The 14,889-nt window shown below is 70.6% G+C and carries 10 protein-coding genes; 5 read left to right on the top strand and 5 right to left on the bottom strand.

Annotated elements, in window-relative coordinates; genetic code table 11:
• The first annotated feature begins 6 nt into the window (after positions 1 to 6).
• Positions 7 to 2,535 (top strand): PEP/pyruvate-binding domain-containing protein, encoded by a 2,529-nt coding sequence (locus BLR46_RS06045; protein ID WP_093249950.1) that lies wholly within the window; start codon positions 7 to 9, stop codon positions 2,533 to 2,535.
• Positions 2,536 to 2,599: 64 nt separating this feature from the next.
• On the opposite strand, the gene BLR46_RS06040 is transcribed toward BLR46_RS06045, so the two are convergent.
• From BLR46_RS06040 to BLR46_RS06030, 3 genes are read right to left on the bottom strand one after another with little or no spacing between them, the layout of a single operon-like run.
• Positions 2,600 to 3,505, bottom strand: a complete 906-nt coding sequence (locus BLR46_RS06040) for a carbohydrate ABC transporter permease (RefSeq protein WP_245701546.1) — start codon at positions 3,503 to 3,505, stop codon at positions 2,600 to 2,602.
• On the bottom strand, positions 3,502 to 4,485 hold the full coding sequence (locus tag BLR46_RS06035) for a carbohydrate ABC transporter permease (protein WP_093249949.1): 984 nt from the start codon (positions 4,483 to 4,485) through the stop codon (positions 3,502 to 3,504). Before BLR46_RS06035 ends, BLR46_RS06040 begins: the two co-directional genes overlap by 4 nt.
• Positions 4,482 to 5,798, bottom strand: coding sequence for an extracellular solute-binding protein (locus BLR46_RS06030; RefSeq protein WP_093249945.1), 1,317 nt, complete (start codon positions 5,796 to 5,798; stop codon positions 4,482 to 4,484). Before BLR46_RS06030 ends, BLR46_RS06035 begins: the two co-directional genes overlap by 4 nt.
• A gap of 334 nt (positions 5,799 to 6,132) precedes the next feature.
• On the opposite strand from BLR46_RS06030, the gene BLR46_RS06025 reads away from it, so the two are divergent.
• Genes BLR46_RS06025 through BLR46_RS06010 form a run of 4 tightly spaced genes read left to right on the top strand, consistent with a single transcriptional unit; the run spans position 6,133 to position 12,431 of the window.
• The gene (locus BLR46_RS06025) at positions 6,133 to 6,888 is read left to right on the top strand and encodes a DeoR/GlpR family DNA-binding transcription regulator (RefSeq protein ID WP_143008229.1); all 756 of its coding nucleotides are present in this window, start codon (positions 6,133 to 6,135) and stop codon (positions 6,886 to 6,888) included.
• Positions 6,885 to 8,279, top strand: coding sequence for a 6-phospho-beta-glucosidase (locus tag BLR46_RS06020; protein WP_093249941.1), 1,395 nt, complete (start codon positions 6,885 to 6,887; stop codon positions 8,277 to 8,279). The genes BLR46_RS06025 and BLR46_RS06020 overlap by 4 nt, the downstream gene beginning before the upstream one ends.
• A complete protein-coding gene (locus BLR46_RS06015; RefSeq protein ID WP_093249937.1) occupies positions 8,272 to 11,412 on the top strand; it encodes an alpha-mannosidase in 3,141 nt (1,046 codons plus the stop codon). Before BLR46_RS06020 ends, BLR46_RS06015 begins: the two co-directional genes overlap by 8 nt.
• On the top strand, positions 11,409 to 12,431 hold the full coding sequence (locus BLR46_RS06010) for an alkaline phosphatase family protein (RefSeq protein WP_093249936.1): 1,023 nt from the start codon (positions 11,409 to 11,411) through the stop codon (positions 12,429 to 12,431). Before BLR46_RS06015 ends, BLR46_RS06010 begins: the two co-directional genes overlap by 4 nt.
• A gap of 24 nt (positions 12,432 to 12,455) precedes the next feature.
• Here BLR46_RS06010 and BLR46_RS06005 read toward each other — a convergent pair whose 3' ends face one another.
• Together BLR46_RS06005 and BLR46_RS06000 are read right to left on the bottom strand one after the other, a co-directional pair.
• Positions 12,456 to 13,841 (bottom strand): metallophosphoesterase family protein, encoded by a 1,386-nt coding sequence (locus BLR46_RS06005; RefSeq protein ID WP_093249935.1) that lies wholly within the window; start codon positions 13,839 to 13,841, stop codon positions 12,456 to 12,458.
• Positions 13,841 to 14,821 (bottom strand): carbohydrate kinase family protein, encoded by a 981-nt coding sequence (locus tag BLR46_RS06000; protein WP_093249934.1) that lies wholly within the window; start codon positions 14,819 to 14,821, stop codon positions 13,841 to 13,843. The genes BLR46_RS06005 and BLR46_RS06000 overlap by 1 nt, the downstream gene beginning before the upstream one ends.
• Positions 14,822 to 14,889: the final 68 nt, after the last annotated feature.

The following is a 14,889-nucleotide window of genomic DNA, read 5'->3' as shown; positions in this document are numbered from 1 at the left end:
CGGCTCATGAGCATCGGACTCGCCGACGCCGGCGGCAAGGGCGCCAATCTGTTGCGGCTCAGGAGCGCGGGGTTCCCTGTGCCCGACTTCGTCATCGTCCCCACCGACGAGTACCGCGCCTTCGTCGCCGAGTACGGCCTTGCGGCCACCATCGAGGGGGCGCTGCGCAGCGACCCGGGCCGTGCTTCGGAAGCGATCCGAGCCGCGTTCCGGCAACCCGTCCCGTCCGCGCAGCGCGACCGCCTGCTCGCCCTCGTGCGTCCGCTCCTCGACGGGCGCGTCGCGGTGCGCAGCTCGGCCACCGCCGAGGACCTCCCCGGTGCCTCGTTCGCCGGTCAGCAGGACACGTTCCTCGACGTCGTGGGCGAAGAGGCGGTGTTGGGGGCGGTCGTCGAGTGCTGGTCGAGCCTGTGGACGGAGCGGACGATCAGCTACCGGGACCGCAACCGGATCGATCACGACGCCGTCGCGCTGGCCGTCGTGGTGCAGGAGATGGTGCCGGCCGAGGCTTCGGGCGTGCTGTTCACCGCAGACCCGTTGACGGGGCGTCGCGACGTGACCGTCGTGGACGCGGTCGCCGGGCTGGGGGAGCGGCTGGTGTCGGGTGCCGTCGTTCCGGACCACTTCGAGATCGACGCGAGCGGCAGCGTCGTGCGGCGCGCTCCTGCGGGGGCGACGCCGGTGCTCGGCGACCTGGTCCTGAGGGAGCTCGCCGCGCTCGGGCGAAGGATCGAGTCGGCCATGGGCGGGCCGCAGGACGTCGAGTTCACGGTCGTGGCCGACCGGCTGCAGGTGGTGCAGTCGCGCCCGGTCACGACCCTGTACCCCCTTCCCGTGCCGTCCCCGCGGGACGCAGTCTGGGCGAGCGTCGGGGCGTTCCAGGGCATGCTCGAGCCGATCACCCCGCTGGGCCGCGACGTGCTCCAGGCCGCCATCGGGGGCGCGCCACCGGTGTTCGCGGCCCCGGCGCTGGACCACCGCGACAACCACTACCTCGCGGCTGCCGGCGAGCGCCTGTGGGTCCGGATCGACCCGGTCCTGCGCACCCGCATCGCCGGGCGGCTGCCGGGGCCGATCAAGGGCGTGGACCCGAACGCGGCGGCGGTGGTGGCGCAGCTCGTCGAAAGCGGCGAGTACCGTCCCCGGCGCGCCAACACCCTCGGGCTGGTGCGCTACCTCTTGCCATTCGTCGTCCGGTTGCTCCCGGGGGTGCTGCGCGGGCTGCGGCGGCCTGCTGCCGCCCGCCGGCACGTGAACGAGCGTGGACGTTGGCTCATCGACGGCCTCGAGCGGCGGGCGCGGGATGCCGACGGGCGGGGCACCCCCGAGTTGCGCCTCGCCGCGCGCGTCCGGGCAGTCCACTGGTTCGCCGAGCACGCCTTCACCACCATGCTGCCCGCGTTCGGGCCGATCATGGGGCCGGGCATCGGCATGATCCTCGTGCTTCGCCACCTGGCGGCGCGTACCGGCCTGCCCGATGCCGACGCGCTGGCGCTGACGGGGCTGCGGTCGCTGCCCGGCAACGTGACGACGGAGATGGACCTGGCCCTGTGGGACGTGGCCAAGCGTATCCGGGCCAACGCCGAGGCGAGGGAGGCCCTCGGCGATCCGGAGGCATCCGCGGCCCGGTTCGCGGCCGGTGAACTGCCCGCGGTCGCGCAGCAGGGTCTGCGCGACTTCCTCGACCGGTACGGCATGCGGGGCGTCGCCGAGATCGACCTCGGCGTGCCCCGCTGGCGCGAGCGGCCGGAGGAGGTCATCCGCACCCTCGCGGCCTACCTGACCCTTGAGCCCGGTCAGGCTCCGGACGTGCTCCACGAGCAGGGCGAACGGGAGGCGCGGGCCGCGCTGCGGCGGCTCGAGCGCGCGTCGTCGCCGCCGGCAGGTCGCTTGATCAGGTTTCTCGGCAGCCGCGTACGGGGACTCTTCGGCGCCCGGGAGACGCCGAAGTTCGTGCTCGTCCAGTGCCTGGGATTCCTGCGCGAGGCGCTCCTGCGTACGGGCGAGGACCTTGTCGAGCGTGGACGGCTGGAGCGCGCCGAGGACGTGTTCCTGCTCCACCTGGAGGAGTTGCGGGACGCGTTCACGCTGCAGGGACTGGCCGAGCGTGTCGACGAGCGTCGTTCCCTGCGCGCGCTCGAGGAGCGACGGTCCCGGGTCCCGGTCATCATGGTGGGCGATGGGCGCACCTTCTACGACGCCGGCGTGCCCGGCGACGGGGACCTCGCCGGACTGGGCGTCTCGCCGGGCATCGTCGAGGGGCGCGCACGCGTGGTGGAGCATCCCGGCAGCTCGGCGCTGGAGCCGGGGGAGATCCTCGTCTGCCGGGGCACCGACCCGGCTTGGACGCCGCTGTTCCTCACCGCCGCGGGGCTGGTGACGGAGGTGGGCGGGCTCATGACGCACGGCTCGGTGGTGGCGCGCGAGTACGGGCTCCCGGCCGTCGTCGGCGTCGCCAACGCGACGGAGGCGCTGGCACCCGGGCAGCGGATCAGGATCGACGGCACCACGGGCGCCATCACGTTCCTCGACTGAAGCGACGGCGGCGTACCCACAGGAGGGAATACGCCGCCGTCGCTTTCCGGGAGAGGGGGGAGGGTCAGCCCTTGACCGCGCCCTCGGTGATGCCCGCCATGAACTGCTTCGCGCCCAGCGCGAAGATGATCAGCAGCGGGACCACGGCGATGAGCGACGAGGCCATCAGCATGCCGTAGTCGGTGCCGTGGGCGGTCTTCAGCTGGCTGAGCGCCACCTGGAGGGTGAGCTTGCTGGGGTCGGTGAGGACGATCAGCGGCCACATGAAGTCGTTCCACGAGCCGATGAACGTGAACATGCCCAGGAATGCCAGCGCGGGCCGGATGGTGGGAAGGCACACGTGGACGTACTGGCGCCAGAACCCGCACCCGTCGATCGTCGCGGCCTCCAGGAGCTCCTTCGGGATCGCGCTGGTGGCGTACTGGCGCAGCCAGAACACGCCGAACGCGCTCGCCAGGCTGGGGAAGATGAGTGCCTTCAGGTCGCCCACCCAGCCGAGCTCCGCCATCAGCAGGAACTGGGGGATCGTCGCCAGCTGGGACGGGAGAAGGAACGTCGCGAGCACGATGCCGAAGAGGACGTTCTTGCCCGGGAACTCGAACTTCGCGAACGCGAACGCCGCCAGAGAGGCGACGAGCAGGACGAGCACGGTGACCGTCAGCGCGACGACCAGCGTGTTGGACATCGCGCCCCAGATGTTGATCTTCGACAAGATGGAGCCGACGTTGTCGTCGAGCCGGTCGCCGGGCACCATCACCGGCGGGTACTGGTAGATCACTGCCGACGGATGCGTCGAGAGCACGAACATCCAGTAGAACGGGAACAGCGAGATCAGCCCGCCCACAATGAGCAGGACGTGGCGCACCACGTCGGCCGGGCGCAGCTTCCTGCGCCGCTGGGGGCGGCGGCCGCTCGTCTCGATGGCGGCCCCGGCCAGGGCCGCGGGAACGGCGCGTGCGGACATGCTCATCGCGCGATCCTTTCCTTGCGTTCCTTCGTGACGATCCAGTTGATCGCGGAGAAGAACATCACGACGACGAACACGCCCCACGCGATGGTGGCGCCGTACCCGTACCGGTTCTCCTGGAAGGCCACGGAGTAGAAGTAGAGCACCATCGTCAGACCCGAGTTGCCCACGCCGCCCGCGGATGCCGCCCCGGAGGAGAGCGACGAGGTGAGCACCTGCGCCTCGGTGAAGCTCTGCAGGGACCCGATCGTCGACATGAGCGTGATGAACAGGACGATGGGGCGCAGCTGCGGCAGCGTGATGTGGAAGAAGGTCCGCCACCCGCCCGCGCCGTCGAGCGCAGCCGACTCGTACTGGGTCTTGTCGATCGCCTGCAGCCCGGCGAGGATCAGCAACGAGTTGTAGCCGACGAACGACCAGGTTGTGAGCGCCGAGATCGCGATCTTGATGCCCCACTCGTTCTGCAGCCAAGCGATGTTGCCGAATCCGAACAGGTTGACGATGGCGTTGGCGAGGCCGAACTGGCTGGAGAAGAGCGAGCTGAACAGGATGCCCATCGCCACCAGGGAGGTGACGTTCGGGATCAGGTAGATGACCCGGTAGGTCGTGGAGAAGCGCAGCGTGGAGTTGAGCATCAGCGCCACGATCGTCGCGAACGTCAGCGTCGGGACCGTGCCCATGACCCAGAGGATCAGGGTGTTGCCCAGCGCCTTGTAGAAGAGGGGGTCGGTGACGAGGTACCGGAAGTTCTCGATCCCGATGAAGCGGATGTCACCGAGCCCCGACCAGTTGGTGAAGGCGAGCGCCATGGTGAACAGCATGGGCATGGCGCCGAACGTGAAGAAGAGCAGGAAGTACGGCGAGAGTGCTCCGTAGATGGGCAGCGACTTCCTGGCGCGCTGACCGGTCGACAGCGTGCGGAAGCCGTCGACCGGCGGGGAAGCGACGGTCTCGCTTCCCCGCCGAAGTGTCGAAACGCTCATTTCACGGACAGGCCGACCTGCTGGGCAAGCCGCTTCGCGGCCGTGACAGCGTCGTTCCAGGCCTGCTCCGGGTCCTTGCCGGAGGCCTCCACGAGGTCGATCTCGGCGTAGAACGGCGCGTTGACCGTGTTCTCGTTGGGATCCTCGAACAGGGTCTGCACCGTCTCGGCGGCGTGACCGAAGACGTCCGCGGCCACCTGGCCGCCGAGGAACTCGACGGGGCCGGCTACCTCGGGCATGGACCAGGCCTCGGGGGTGGCGGGGAAGTTGCCCTTGTCCTGGAACTCGTGGGCCTGGTTCTGCGGGTTCAGGATGAACTTGATCAGCTCGAACGACGCGGCCGGGTCCTTCGCGCCCTCCGGGATCGCCAGGAACGAGCCGCCGTAGTTGGTCGCCTCGCCCGGGTGCTCGGCGACGTGCCACTTGCCCGCGGTGTCCGGGGCGTCGACCATCAGGTCGGACAGGTGCCAGGAGGCGCCGAAGTCGGCCGGGAGCTTGCCCTCGTTGACGGCCGCGGCCATGTCGGCGGTGTTGGACTGCAGCGTCGCGACGATGCCGGCGTCGAGGCCGCGGATCGCGGTGTCCCAGGCCTGGCGGATGTGGTCCTGGTCGCCGATGAAGGTGCCCGTCTCGTCGATGAAGCCCTTGCCGCCCTGCTTCCACATGATGTCGAACATGCCGCCGGTGTTGCGGATCAGGTAGGTGCCCGGGCGTGCCGCCAGCAGCTCCTTGCCGAGCTCGAAGTACTCGTCCCAGGTGCGGATCGCCGCGGCCAGTTCCTTCGGATCGGACGGGAGGCCCGCCTCCTCGAACACGTCGAAGCGGTAGAAGAGGGCGGTGGGGCCGATGTCGATCGGGATGCCCAGCTGCTTGCCCTCGGAGTCGGTGGCCTGCGCCCACTTCCAGTCGAGGTAGGTGTCCTTGACGTCCGCCGCGCCAACGCTGTTGAGGTCGACGAAATACTTCGACTGGGTCTTGAAGAACGCGATGTCCTCGCCCTTCACGCCGGTGATGTCCGGCAGGCCCGAACCGGCGGTGAACGTCGTGGTCAGCTTCTGCTTGAAGTCACCGCCGATGACGTCCTGGCGCAGCGTGTACTGCGGGAACTGCGACTTCACCGCGTCGAGGACCTCCTGCCCGAAGCCCTCCGGCCAGGTCCACAGGACCATCGAGGTGGCGCCTGCGCTGCCGCCTGCCGAGGCCCCGCCCGCGGGGGTGGGTGCCGTCGTCGAGCACGCCGCGAGGCTGCCCAGTCCGAGCAGGCCAAGGCCGGCTGCGCCGCCCTGCATGAGTGAACGTCGTGAAACCTTCATATCGAACTCCCTTGGTTCGTGTGAGTGGGTTGGTGCTGGAGGGGACCAGCGTTGGACCAGCAAGGTTGATCAAAGTCGAGCGATCGGCTCGCATCCACTGCGAGACGTTCGCTCATCGCCACGTCCCCGCGACGAGGAACCGGGTGACTTGAGGTGGTCGCCCGACGTGCGCCATCGCGCGTCCCATGCATGTTGACTATAGGTTTTCTCATTTGATTGCCTTGACCGTCTGGTCGTAGACGCAAACGTAGCACCACCTCGCCGCTTTGTGAAACAAGTTGATCGAGATGATCGAGAACGAGCAATTTCCGGAAACTTGTTGTACGTTTATCGCGTGTTCAAAGCCGTACGCCACGAGAAGATCCTCCAGTTGCTCCAGGTCCGGGGCCTCGTCGGCATCTCCGAGATCGCCGAGCAGCTCAAAGTGAGCCCGGCCACCATGCGTCGCGACCTCGCCGAACTCGAGGAGCAGGACCTGGTGCATCGTACGTGGGGTGGCGTGCGCCTCGCCGGCGACGTGGACGACCCGTTCCAGGACGCGCTGGCCCGCTCCGGTGCGTCCAAGGCGCGGATCGCGGCCGAGGCTGCCCGGATGGTGCCCGACGGTGCCACCGTGATCCTGGACATCGGCACCACGGTGCACCACCTCGCGATGGAGTTGAAGGACCGCGACGTCACGGTGCTGACCGCCTCCCTCCCGGCGTTCGAGCACCTGCGCTCCGGATCGCACGCCAACCTCATCGTCCTGGGCGGCCACTGGTCCGAGCAGTACCAGTGCTTCGAGGGCATGCCCGTGATCGACGCGCTCCAGCGCCAGCAGGCGGACCTCGCCTTCCTCGGTTGCTCCGGAGTGTCGGAGAGCGGCCGCATCCGCGACACGTCGTACTCGCAGAGCGGGGTCAAGCGCGCCATCCGGGCCGCCGCCACCAAGGCCTTCCTCCTCGCCGACGCCACCAAGTTCCCCGGCAAGGGCGGCAGCTCGCCCTTCGACGTCGAGGCGCTCGACGGTGTGATCACCGACGCCGAAACCCTTGCACCGCAACTCCTGGAGCGGTGCCGCATCAACCAGACAGAGGTCAAGTTCGTATGAAACTCACAATCATGGGTGGCGGAGGCTTCCGCGTTCCGCTCGTCTACAAGGCATTGCTGGCCGACGAGTCGCCGCACCGCGTGACGGAGGTGCGCCTCTACGACACCGACCGCGCCCGGCTCGACGCCATCTCCGGGGTCCTCGCGGAGCTCGCGGACCGTGTCGATGAGGCGCCGCGCCTCGTGGCGACGCAGGACATCGGGGAAGCCCTCTCGGACACCGACTTCGTGTTCTCGGCCATCCGCGTTGGTGGCACCACCGGACGCGCCCTCGACGAGCAGATCTCGCTGCGCCACGGCGTCATCGGGCAGGAGACCGTGGGCGCAGGGGGCATCTCCTATGCGTTGCGCGGCATCCCGGCCGTGCTCGACCTCGTCGAGCAGATCAAGCGCTTCGCGCCAGACGCGTGGGTCATCAACTTCACGAACCCGGCCGGCGTCATCACCGAAGTCATGCAGCGCCACCTCGGGAGCCGGGTGATCGGGATCTGCGACTCGCCGGTGGGCCTGGCCCGCCGCATCATCGACTCCCTGAAGTCGGCCGGCCTGCTGCCCGCCGACCTGCCCACCGTCACCGCCGGCAGCGAGCGGATCCGCCTCCGCTATGCGGGGCTCAACCACCTCGGCTGGCTCACGGGGCTGATCGTCGACGGACGCGACGTGCTTCCGCTGCTGCTCGAGCGCCCGGACGTCATCGAGACCTTCGAGGAGGGACGCCTCTTCGGCGCCGACCTCATCCGGGCGCTCGGCGCGGTGCCGAACGAGTACCTGCACTACTACTACTACGCGCGCGAGGACCTCACGATCGACCAGTCCTCCGACAGCACGCGCGGCGTGTTCCTGGCCGAGCAGCAGAAGGGCTTCTACCAGACGGCCAACAACTCGGCGTCCGGGCTCTACGATCTCTGGGAGCGCACGCGGCTGGAGCGGGAGACCACCTACATGGCCACCAACCGGGAGGCGGCGGGCAGCTTCGAGCGTGACGACGCGGACCTCGAGACCGGCGGCTACGACAAGGTGGCGCTGGCCATCATGCATGCGATCGCCAACGACGTGCCGGCGGAGCTGATCCTCAACGTGGCCAACAACGGCATCCTCCCGGACCTGGACGACGACGCCGTGGTGGAGGTGCCGTGCCGCGTCGACGGCTCGGGCGTGACGCCGTTGCCTGGCGCCAGACTGCCGGAGCACGGGCGTGGGATGGTGGTCAATGCCAAGTACATCGAACGCCGTACGATCGATGCAGCTGTCCACGGGTCCCGACAGGATGCGCTCCTGGCGCTGACGCACCACCCGCTCGTCGACTCCTACGACGTGGCCGAGGCCCTGCTCGACGACCTCATCAAGCACTTCGACGCGCTCGACTACCTGAAGGACACCGCCGATGCATGACGACCGCGAACTCGTCGAGGACCGGATCGAGAAGCTGCGCGAGCGGATCGCGCGGCGGGAGGTCAGCGTCGTCACGAAACTGTCCGCCGAGGCCTGGCGGGCGCCCGGCGAGCCCGTGCCGTTCGACGTGGCGGCCGACGGCGACTACGAGCCCTTCCCGGCCGGCACCTGGTGGGGCCCCGCCTGGAGCACCTGGTGGCTGAAGCTGCGGGGCGAGGTCCCGGCCGAACTCCGCGGCTCGCGCCTCGAGCTCCGGATCGACCTCGGCTTCGTGGGGGACTGGGCCGGCAACCAGTCCGAGGGCATGGTCTTCACCCCCGACGGCACCCCGCTGAAGGCCGTCAACCCGATGAACCGCACCGTTCCGCTCAACTTCGGGCGGCTCGCCGACGATCTCGCCGCGGCCGGTCGGCCGCTCGTCCGGGACGACGGCACCGTGGAGTTCGTCGTGGAGGCCGCGGCCAACCCCGACATGACCCACTACATGGGCACCCCCACCCAGCAGGGCGACCGCCTCACCGCCTCCGACGAGCCCGTCTGGCGCTACGGCGGCGCGGAGGTCGTCGTCCGCGACGCGAACCTCTTCGGTCTCGCACTCGACCTCGACGTCCTCGACGGCCTCATGCGGCAGCTACCCGAGCACTCGACGCGGCGCGCCAAGATCCTGCGTGGCCTCGAGCGCGCCGCCGACGTCGTCGACTCCGGAGACATGGCGCAGACCGCGGGCGCAGCCCGCGACGTGCTGGCCCCGCTGATCGCCGGCGGCGCCAACGCATCGGCCCAGAGGATGACCGCCATCGGCCACGCGCACATCGACTCCGCCTGGCTGTGGCCCATCCGCGAGACGAAGCGCAAGGTGCTGCGCACGTTCTCCAACGTCACCGCCCTGGCCGACGAGTACCCGGACTTCCATTTCGCCTGCACCTCCGCGCAGCACTACCAGTGGCTCAAGGAGGCCTCCCCGGAGGTCTTCGGCCGGGTCCGTGACGCGATCGACCGTGGGCAGTGGCACGCGGTCGGCGGCATGTGGGTCGAGTCCGACACCAACCTGCCCGGCGGGGAGGCGCTGGTGCGCCAGCTCACGTCGGGCCTGCGCTGGATGCGCGACGAACTAGGCGTCCGGCCCGACTGCCTGTGGCTGCCCGACTCGTTCGGCTACACCGGCGCCCTGCCGCAGATCGCCCGCCTCGCCGGCATGCGCTGGTTCTTCACGCAGAAGCTGTCGTGGAACCGGCTGAACAAGCTGCCGCACCACACCTTCTGGTGGGAGGGCATCGACGGCACCCGGATCTGGACCCACTTCCCGCCCGTCGACTGCTACGACAGCATCGTCAGCGCCGAGGAGATCGTGCGCGCGGAGCGGAACTTCAAGGAGAAGGGCGCCACGGCGCACTCCCTCCTCCCATTCGGCTACGGCGACGGTGGCGGCGGTCCCATCCGCGAGATGATGGAGCGGGTGCACCGCTTCGCGGACATGGAGGACGCGCCGGTCGTGACGCCGGGTTCCCCGGACGAGTTCTTCCGCGCGGCCGTGGAGGACTATGCGGAGCCGCCCGTGTGGAGCGGCGAGCTCTACCTCGAGTTCCACCGCGGCGTGTACACGACGCAGGCGGAGCTCAAGCGCGGCAATCGCCGCACGGAGCACGGCCTCGCCGCCGTCGAGTTGCTCGCCAGCATGGCGGTGCGCGCCAACCCGGACTACCGCTACCCGCAGGAGGCGCTCGAGCAGTTGTGGCGGCGGATGCTCCTGCTCCAGTTCCACGACATCCTGCCCGGGAGCAGCACGTCGTGGGTCAACCGCGAGGCCGCTGCGGAGTACCGCGCACTCGCCGGCGAGATCGAGACGCTGCTCGACGAGGCGTGGGTTGCGCTTCGCAGCGACGCCCCATCGCGGTCCCTGCTGAACGCCTCGCCGTTCGACCGGCGCGAGGTGGTGGCCGTCGGGGACGCCCTGACGCTCGTCGAGGTCCCGGCGCTCGCCGTCGCACCGGCAGAGAGCGCCGGCGCCCCGGAGCACCCGGTGACGCTGCGTCGCGACGGCGACGTGACGGTGCTGGACAACGGACTCGTCCGGGTCGGGATCGGCGCCGACGGCACGGTCGTCTCCCTGCGGGACCTCGTCGAGGACCGCGAGGTGCTCCTGCCCGGCGGGCGCGGAAATCTGCTCCGCCTCCACCCGGACCACCCCAGCGCCTTCGACGCCTGGGAACTGGAGGACCACTACGACCACCAGGGGACCGACGTCGACGGTGTGGCCTCGATCGAAGCCACCGTCGTCGACGACCTCCGGGTGCGGGTGGAGGTCACGCGGGAGTTCGGCAAGTCCCGGGCGATCCAGTCCATCTCGCTGGACGCCGATTCCCGCACCGTGGACTTCGGGCTCTGGATCGACTGGAAGGAACGCGAACACGTCCTCAAGGTGGGATTCCCCCTCGACGTGCGGGCGGCCCGGACGTCGTCGGAGATCCAGTTCGGCCACATCGAGCGCCCGATCGCCCCCAACACCTCGTGGGACAAGGCGCGCTTCGAGACGAGCGGCCACCGCTGGATGCTCCTGGAGGAGCCCGGCTACGGCGTCGCGCTGGCCAACGGGTCCAGCTACGGGCACGACGTGCTTCCCGCGGGCGGCTCGTCGGGCGCGCCGACGTCCGGCGTGCACGCGCGGCTCACCCTCCTCCGGGCGCCCCAGGCCCCGGACCCGCTGGCCGACCTCGGCGAGCACAGCATGGACTACAGCCTCACCCTCGGGGCCGACGTGCCCGCCGCCTCCCGGGCGGGTCTTCGCGTCAACCAGCCGCTGCACGTGCTGGAAGGCGCCGCGACCGTCGAGTCCGTGGCCCGCATCCTGCCCGCGGACGCGAAGTCGTTCGCGGTCATCGACTCGGTCAAGCGGGCCTTCGACGACTCGGGCGACCTCGTCGTCCGGCTCCACGAGGCGGCGGGGGCACGCAGCAAGGTGGCGCTCGTTCTGTCCGGCGAGGCGACGAGCATCACGGAGGTCGACCTCCTCGAGGACCCGGTCGACGAGCCGACGCAGGCGCTCCCGGACGGGGGAGTGGCGTCCGGTGAGCGGATCGCGCTGCGGCTGCGGCCGTTCCAGATCCTCACCCTCCGGATGAAGGTCGACCGATGAAGCTCCTGTTCATCTGCCTGGACGGGGTCCGCGTCGACCTCGCCCTTCCCCACGCGGTCGCGGCCGATCCCGCCTTCGCGGCACCGGACCATGCCGCCGATCCGCGCTTCAGCGCGGGAGGCGCCGACGGCACCCTGCCGCCCGAGGAGGCGGCCGACCTCGGGCCGATCGCCCCGACCCTCGCGCGGCTGGCCGCCGGGGACAGCCGCTCGGAGGGGACCATCATCCCGATGTGGATGACGCCACCGACGGACTCGGGTCCTGGCTGGGCGTCGATCCTGACGGGCTCCAGGCACGAGGAGTCCAACGTCTGGTGGAACGAGTTCGTGGGGCACCACCTGGCCAAGCGCCCGGACATCCTGTCCCGGATCTTCTTCGCCAACCCCTCGGCCAGGACGCTCGCGGCCGCCACGTGGGACGCCTTCGTCGCGCCGCACGGGCCAGGGCCGATCATCCACCAGCGGGTGGACCAGCAGCGCACCGGCCAGCACCAGCTGTTCCTGCCTGACCAGAGCCGGGGGATCGACGCTGCGGACGCCGCCGTGTGCCAGTGGGCGACGTGGCGGCTCTCGCACGAGGGCCCGGACGCGGCCGTCGTGTACTTCGAGGGGGTCGACGCCACGGGCCACGAGCACGGCGCCGACTCCGAGCAGTACCGCGAGGCGATCAAGCGGGTCGACGAGTGGACCCGCCACATGGTGAAGGCCGTCTCCGAGCGCCACGAGCAACTCGCCGAGGACTGGCTCATCGTCGTCACCACCGACCACGGCCACAAGGCCGGTGGCGGGCACGGGGAGGACGAGGTGGAGGTCCGCCGCAGCTTCGTCATCGCCCACCGCGTCGGCGGAGCGCTGCCGGAACCCATCCGGGCGGCGCGGTCGCTGCGCAGCCACGAGGTGATGGACCTCCTGCTGGACTCCATCGGCGTGCGTCAGGGCTGGATGGAGGCTCCCGGGGTGGGGGAGCTGCGCGACTTCGACACCACCGGCCCGACGCGCGACCTCCACTTCGAGTGGTGACCGCCGGCGCCGGCTACAGCCCTGTCAGGACGACCACGCCCTGACCCGCGTGACGGTGCCCTGGAACGGGTCGGCGGAGGCGCCCGCGTACTCGCCGGAGCCGACCCGCCACCGCCAAGGCCCCGGCACGAGCGCGTGGCCCAGCCTCGCGTCCCGCCGGCCGACGGGGTCGCCGTCCACCCAGAGCCCGCCGCCGTCGCGGTTGGACAGCACGACGACGACGGACGTTCCCGGCGCGTACTCGTGCGAGGTGGCCCATGTCTCGCCGCCCTCGACGTAGGCCATCCAACCGAGGAAGTTCTCCGTCGAGAGGCTCAGCGCCGCGAGGGGTTCGGGGGACCCGTCGGGCGCCTCGCCCAGGCGCGCCAGCAGCACCTGCCAGGAGTCGTGGAACCGTTCGGGCAGCGTGGCGGTGGCCTCGATGGTGAAGTCCCCGGGCAGCGCCAGCTCGATCTCGCCCGGGCCGCGGTGGTCGGCGACGAGGGTTTGGCCGCGCGCCTGCCACGGCGTGTCCGGGCCTCCACCCAGGGCCGCGGGCAGCGGGAAGGCGAACTGGTCCTCGGGCCTTGCGAGGCCGAGCCGGCGGCGGGCTGCGACGCTGCGGAGCACGTCGGGGTGGCGGAGCGCCGGCGAGAAGGTGATCGCCTGGCAGGTGCCGCTCGGGGGATCGAAGTCGTAGACCCGGGCCGTGCCGGCGCCGCCGAAGGGCAGTTCCTGGTAGTTGATGGCGTGGTACTCGCGCCCAGCAGTGACCACGCGGGTGCTGGGCCAGTGGTGGCCGCCGAGCACGAGGAACACCTGCGAGTGGCCGGCGAGCGCCTCCTCAAGCTGCAGCCCGCGCTGCGTCAGTGCCGAGTCGTGGGCGACGTCGTGGCAGACGACGACGGTGGGGACGGTGGCGTTCCCGGTCAGGGTTTCCGCGGCCCAGCGCCAGCCCGCGTCGGTGGGGTCCCAGTCCAGTGCCAGGACGCCGAGTTCGGACCCGTCGGGGAGGGCCACCCGGCGCCACGACGAGTAGCCGCCGGGGCCGTGCACGACTGCCGACGCGAGATTGGCGCCGCGGAGCAGTTCGGAGGCGGGACCGAAGGCGGCCAGGAACGGCGTCTCCCCGCGGTCGTCGCGCGAGCCGGCCTCGACATCATGATTGCCGGTCGCGATCGTCATGGCCAACTGGCCGAGGATCTCCCGGCCGGCCGCCAGGGCGCGGTACGCGCGGCTGCACTCCTGCGCCCAGCCGTGCTCCGTGACGTCGCCCACGTGGACGACGTGCCGCACCGGGGAGATGGCTCCGCTCGCCTCGAGCCGGGCCACCTCCGCGAACGTCTCGGCGAGCAGGTCGGGCCGGTTGCGATCGCCGTCGAAGAGGTACTGGGTGTCGCCCAAGACCAGCAGCGAGTAGCCCGATGCCATCAGCTGCGCATTCCGCTGGTGAGCAACTCCCGGATGCGGGGCAGCCGGGCGTCCGTCCCGGAGTCGGTCCGCGCGACGAGCTCGTCCAGCGCCGGCGGCCGGGCGGCTCCTTGGGGGCGCTCGAGGATGGAGCCGGCGATGAAGGCGGCCAGGTCGAGGCGGTCGGTGAGCCCCGCGCCGGGCACGAGCCCCGCGTAGGCGAGTGCGGCCAGCGTGGAGTCGCCGGCGCCGGTGAGGTTCAGCGGTTGCACGCGGAAGGCGTCGATGGAGGCCTCCTCCCCGGTGGCGCAGTCGACTCCCACCATGCCCGCCGCGCCACGGGTGACGACCACCATGGGCACCCGGCCGCTCAGCATCCTGGCTGCGGCGACGGGGTCGTCGAGGCCGGTGAAGGCGCGCGCCTCGAGGTCGTTGAGCATCCACACGTCGCAGGTGCCGTCGTCGGCGAGACTCTCCGCGCTCCACTCGCCCGTGGGGTCGAAACCACGCGAGGCGTAGACCTTCGTGCCCCGGGCGCGGGCCCGCTGGAGCCAGCCCATGGCGGGGTCGCGCATGTCGACGATCACGGCGTCGGCGGTGAACGCGGTGTGTTCCAAGTGGTCGGTGACGCCGGCGGGCGGGGGCGCCTCGACGGTGACCATGGCGCGGTCGTCGGAGGTGGAGAGCGCCACGGTGACGGGCAGCGCCCAGCCGGGGTGGCGCGCCGTGAGGCTCGTGTCGACTCCGGCGCGCGCCATGTCGTCGAGCAGGCGCGCGCTCGCCGCGTCGTCGCCCACCGCCGTAGCGAGACCGGTGGCCAGTCCGAGAGCGTTGCAGACGCGGGCCATCGTCGCGACGCCGCCCCAGGTCTCGTGGAGCGCGGAGGCGTAGATCTCCTCGCCCGGTCGGGGCATCGTCTCCAGCCCGGTCATCACCAGGTCGCGGTACGTCATGCCGACCGCCAGTACCTGCACGTGGCGCGGGTTTTCGTCGCTGGTCACTTGCCGCCTCCTTCTCTCGACGAGGCCAGTATGCTCGGAATCGCGCACTGATAGCCAGCCTGCTCCAT

It is taken from the genome of Tessaracoccus oleiagri (genome assembly GCF_900103275.1).
Lineage (GTDB): Bacteria > Actinomycetota > Actinomycetes > Propionibacteriales > Propionibacteriaceae > Arachnia > Arachnia oleiagri.
This window is presented reverse-complemented; position numbering and strand designations above follow the sequence as displayed.

Excerpts from the sequence above, each read along its gene's own strand:
- BLR46_RS06030 (WP_093249945.1), bottom strand. The coding sequence starts at position 5,798 with ATGAAGGTTTCACGACGTTCACTCATGCAGGGCGGCGCAGCCGGCCTT.
- BLR46_RS06005 (WP_093249935.1), bottom strand. The coding sequence starts at position 13,841 with ATGGCATCGGGCTACTCGCTGCTGGTCTTGGGCGACACCCAGTACCTC.
- BLR46_RS06015 (WP_093249937.1), top strand. The coding sequence starts at position 8,272 with ATGCATGACGACCGCGAACTCGTCGAGGACCGGATCGAGAAGCTGCGC.
- BLR46_RS06020 (WP_093249941.1), top strand. The coding sequence starts at position 6,885 with ATGAAACTCACAATCATGGGTGGCGGAGGCTTCCGCGTTCCGCTCGTC.
- BLR46_RS06035 (WP_093249949.1), bottom strand. The coding sequence starts at position 4,485 with ATGAGCGTTTCGACACTTCGGCGGGGAAGCGAGACCGTCGCTTCCCCG.
- BLR46_RS06045 (WP_093249950.1), top strand. The coding sequence starts at position 7 with ATGAGCATCGGACTCGCCGACGCCGGCGGCAAGGGCGCCAATCTGTTG.
- BLR46_RS06010 (WP_093249936.1), top strand. The coding sequence starts at position 11,409 with ATGAAGCTCCTGTTCATCTGCCTGGACGGGGTCCGCGTCGACCTCGCC.
- BLR46_RS06040 (WP_245701546.1), bottom strand. The coding sequence starts at position 3,505 with ATGAGCATGTCCGCACGCGCCGTTCCCGCGGCCCTGGCCGGGGCCGCC.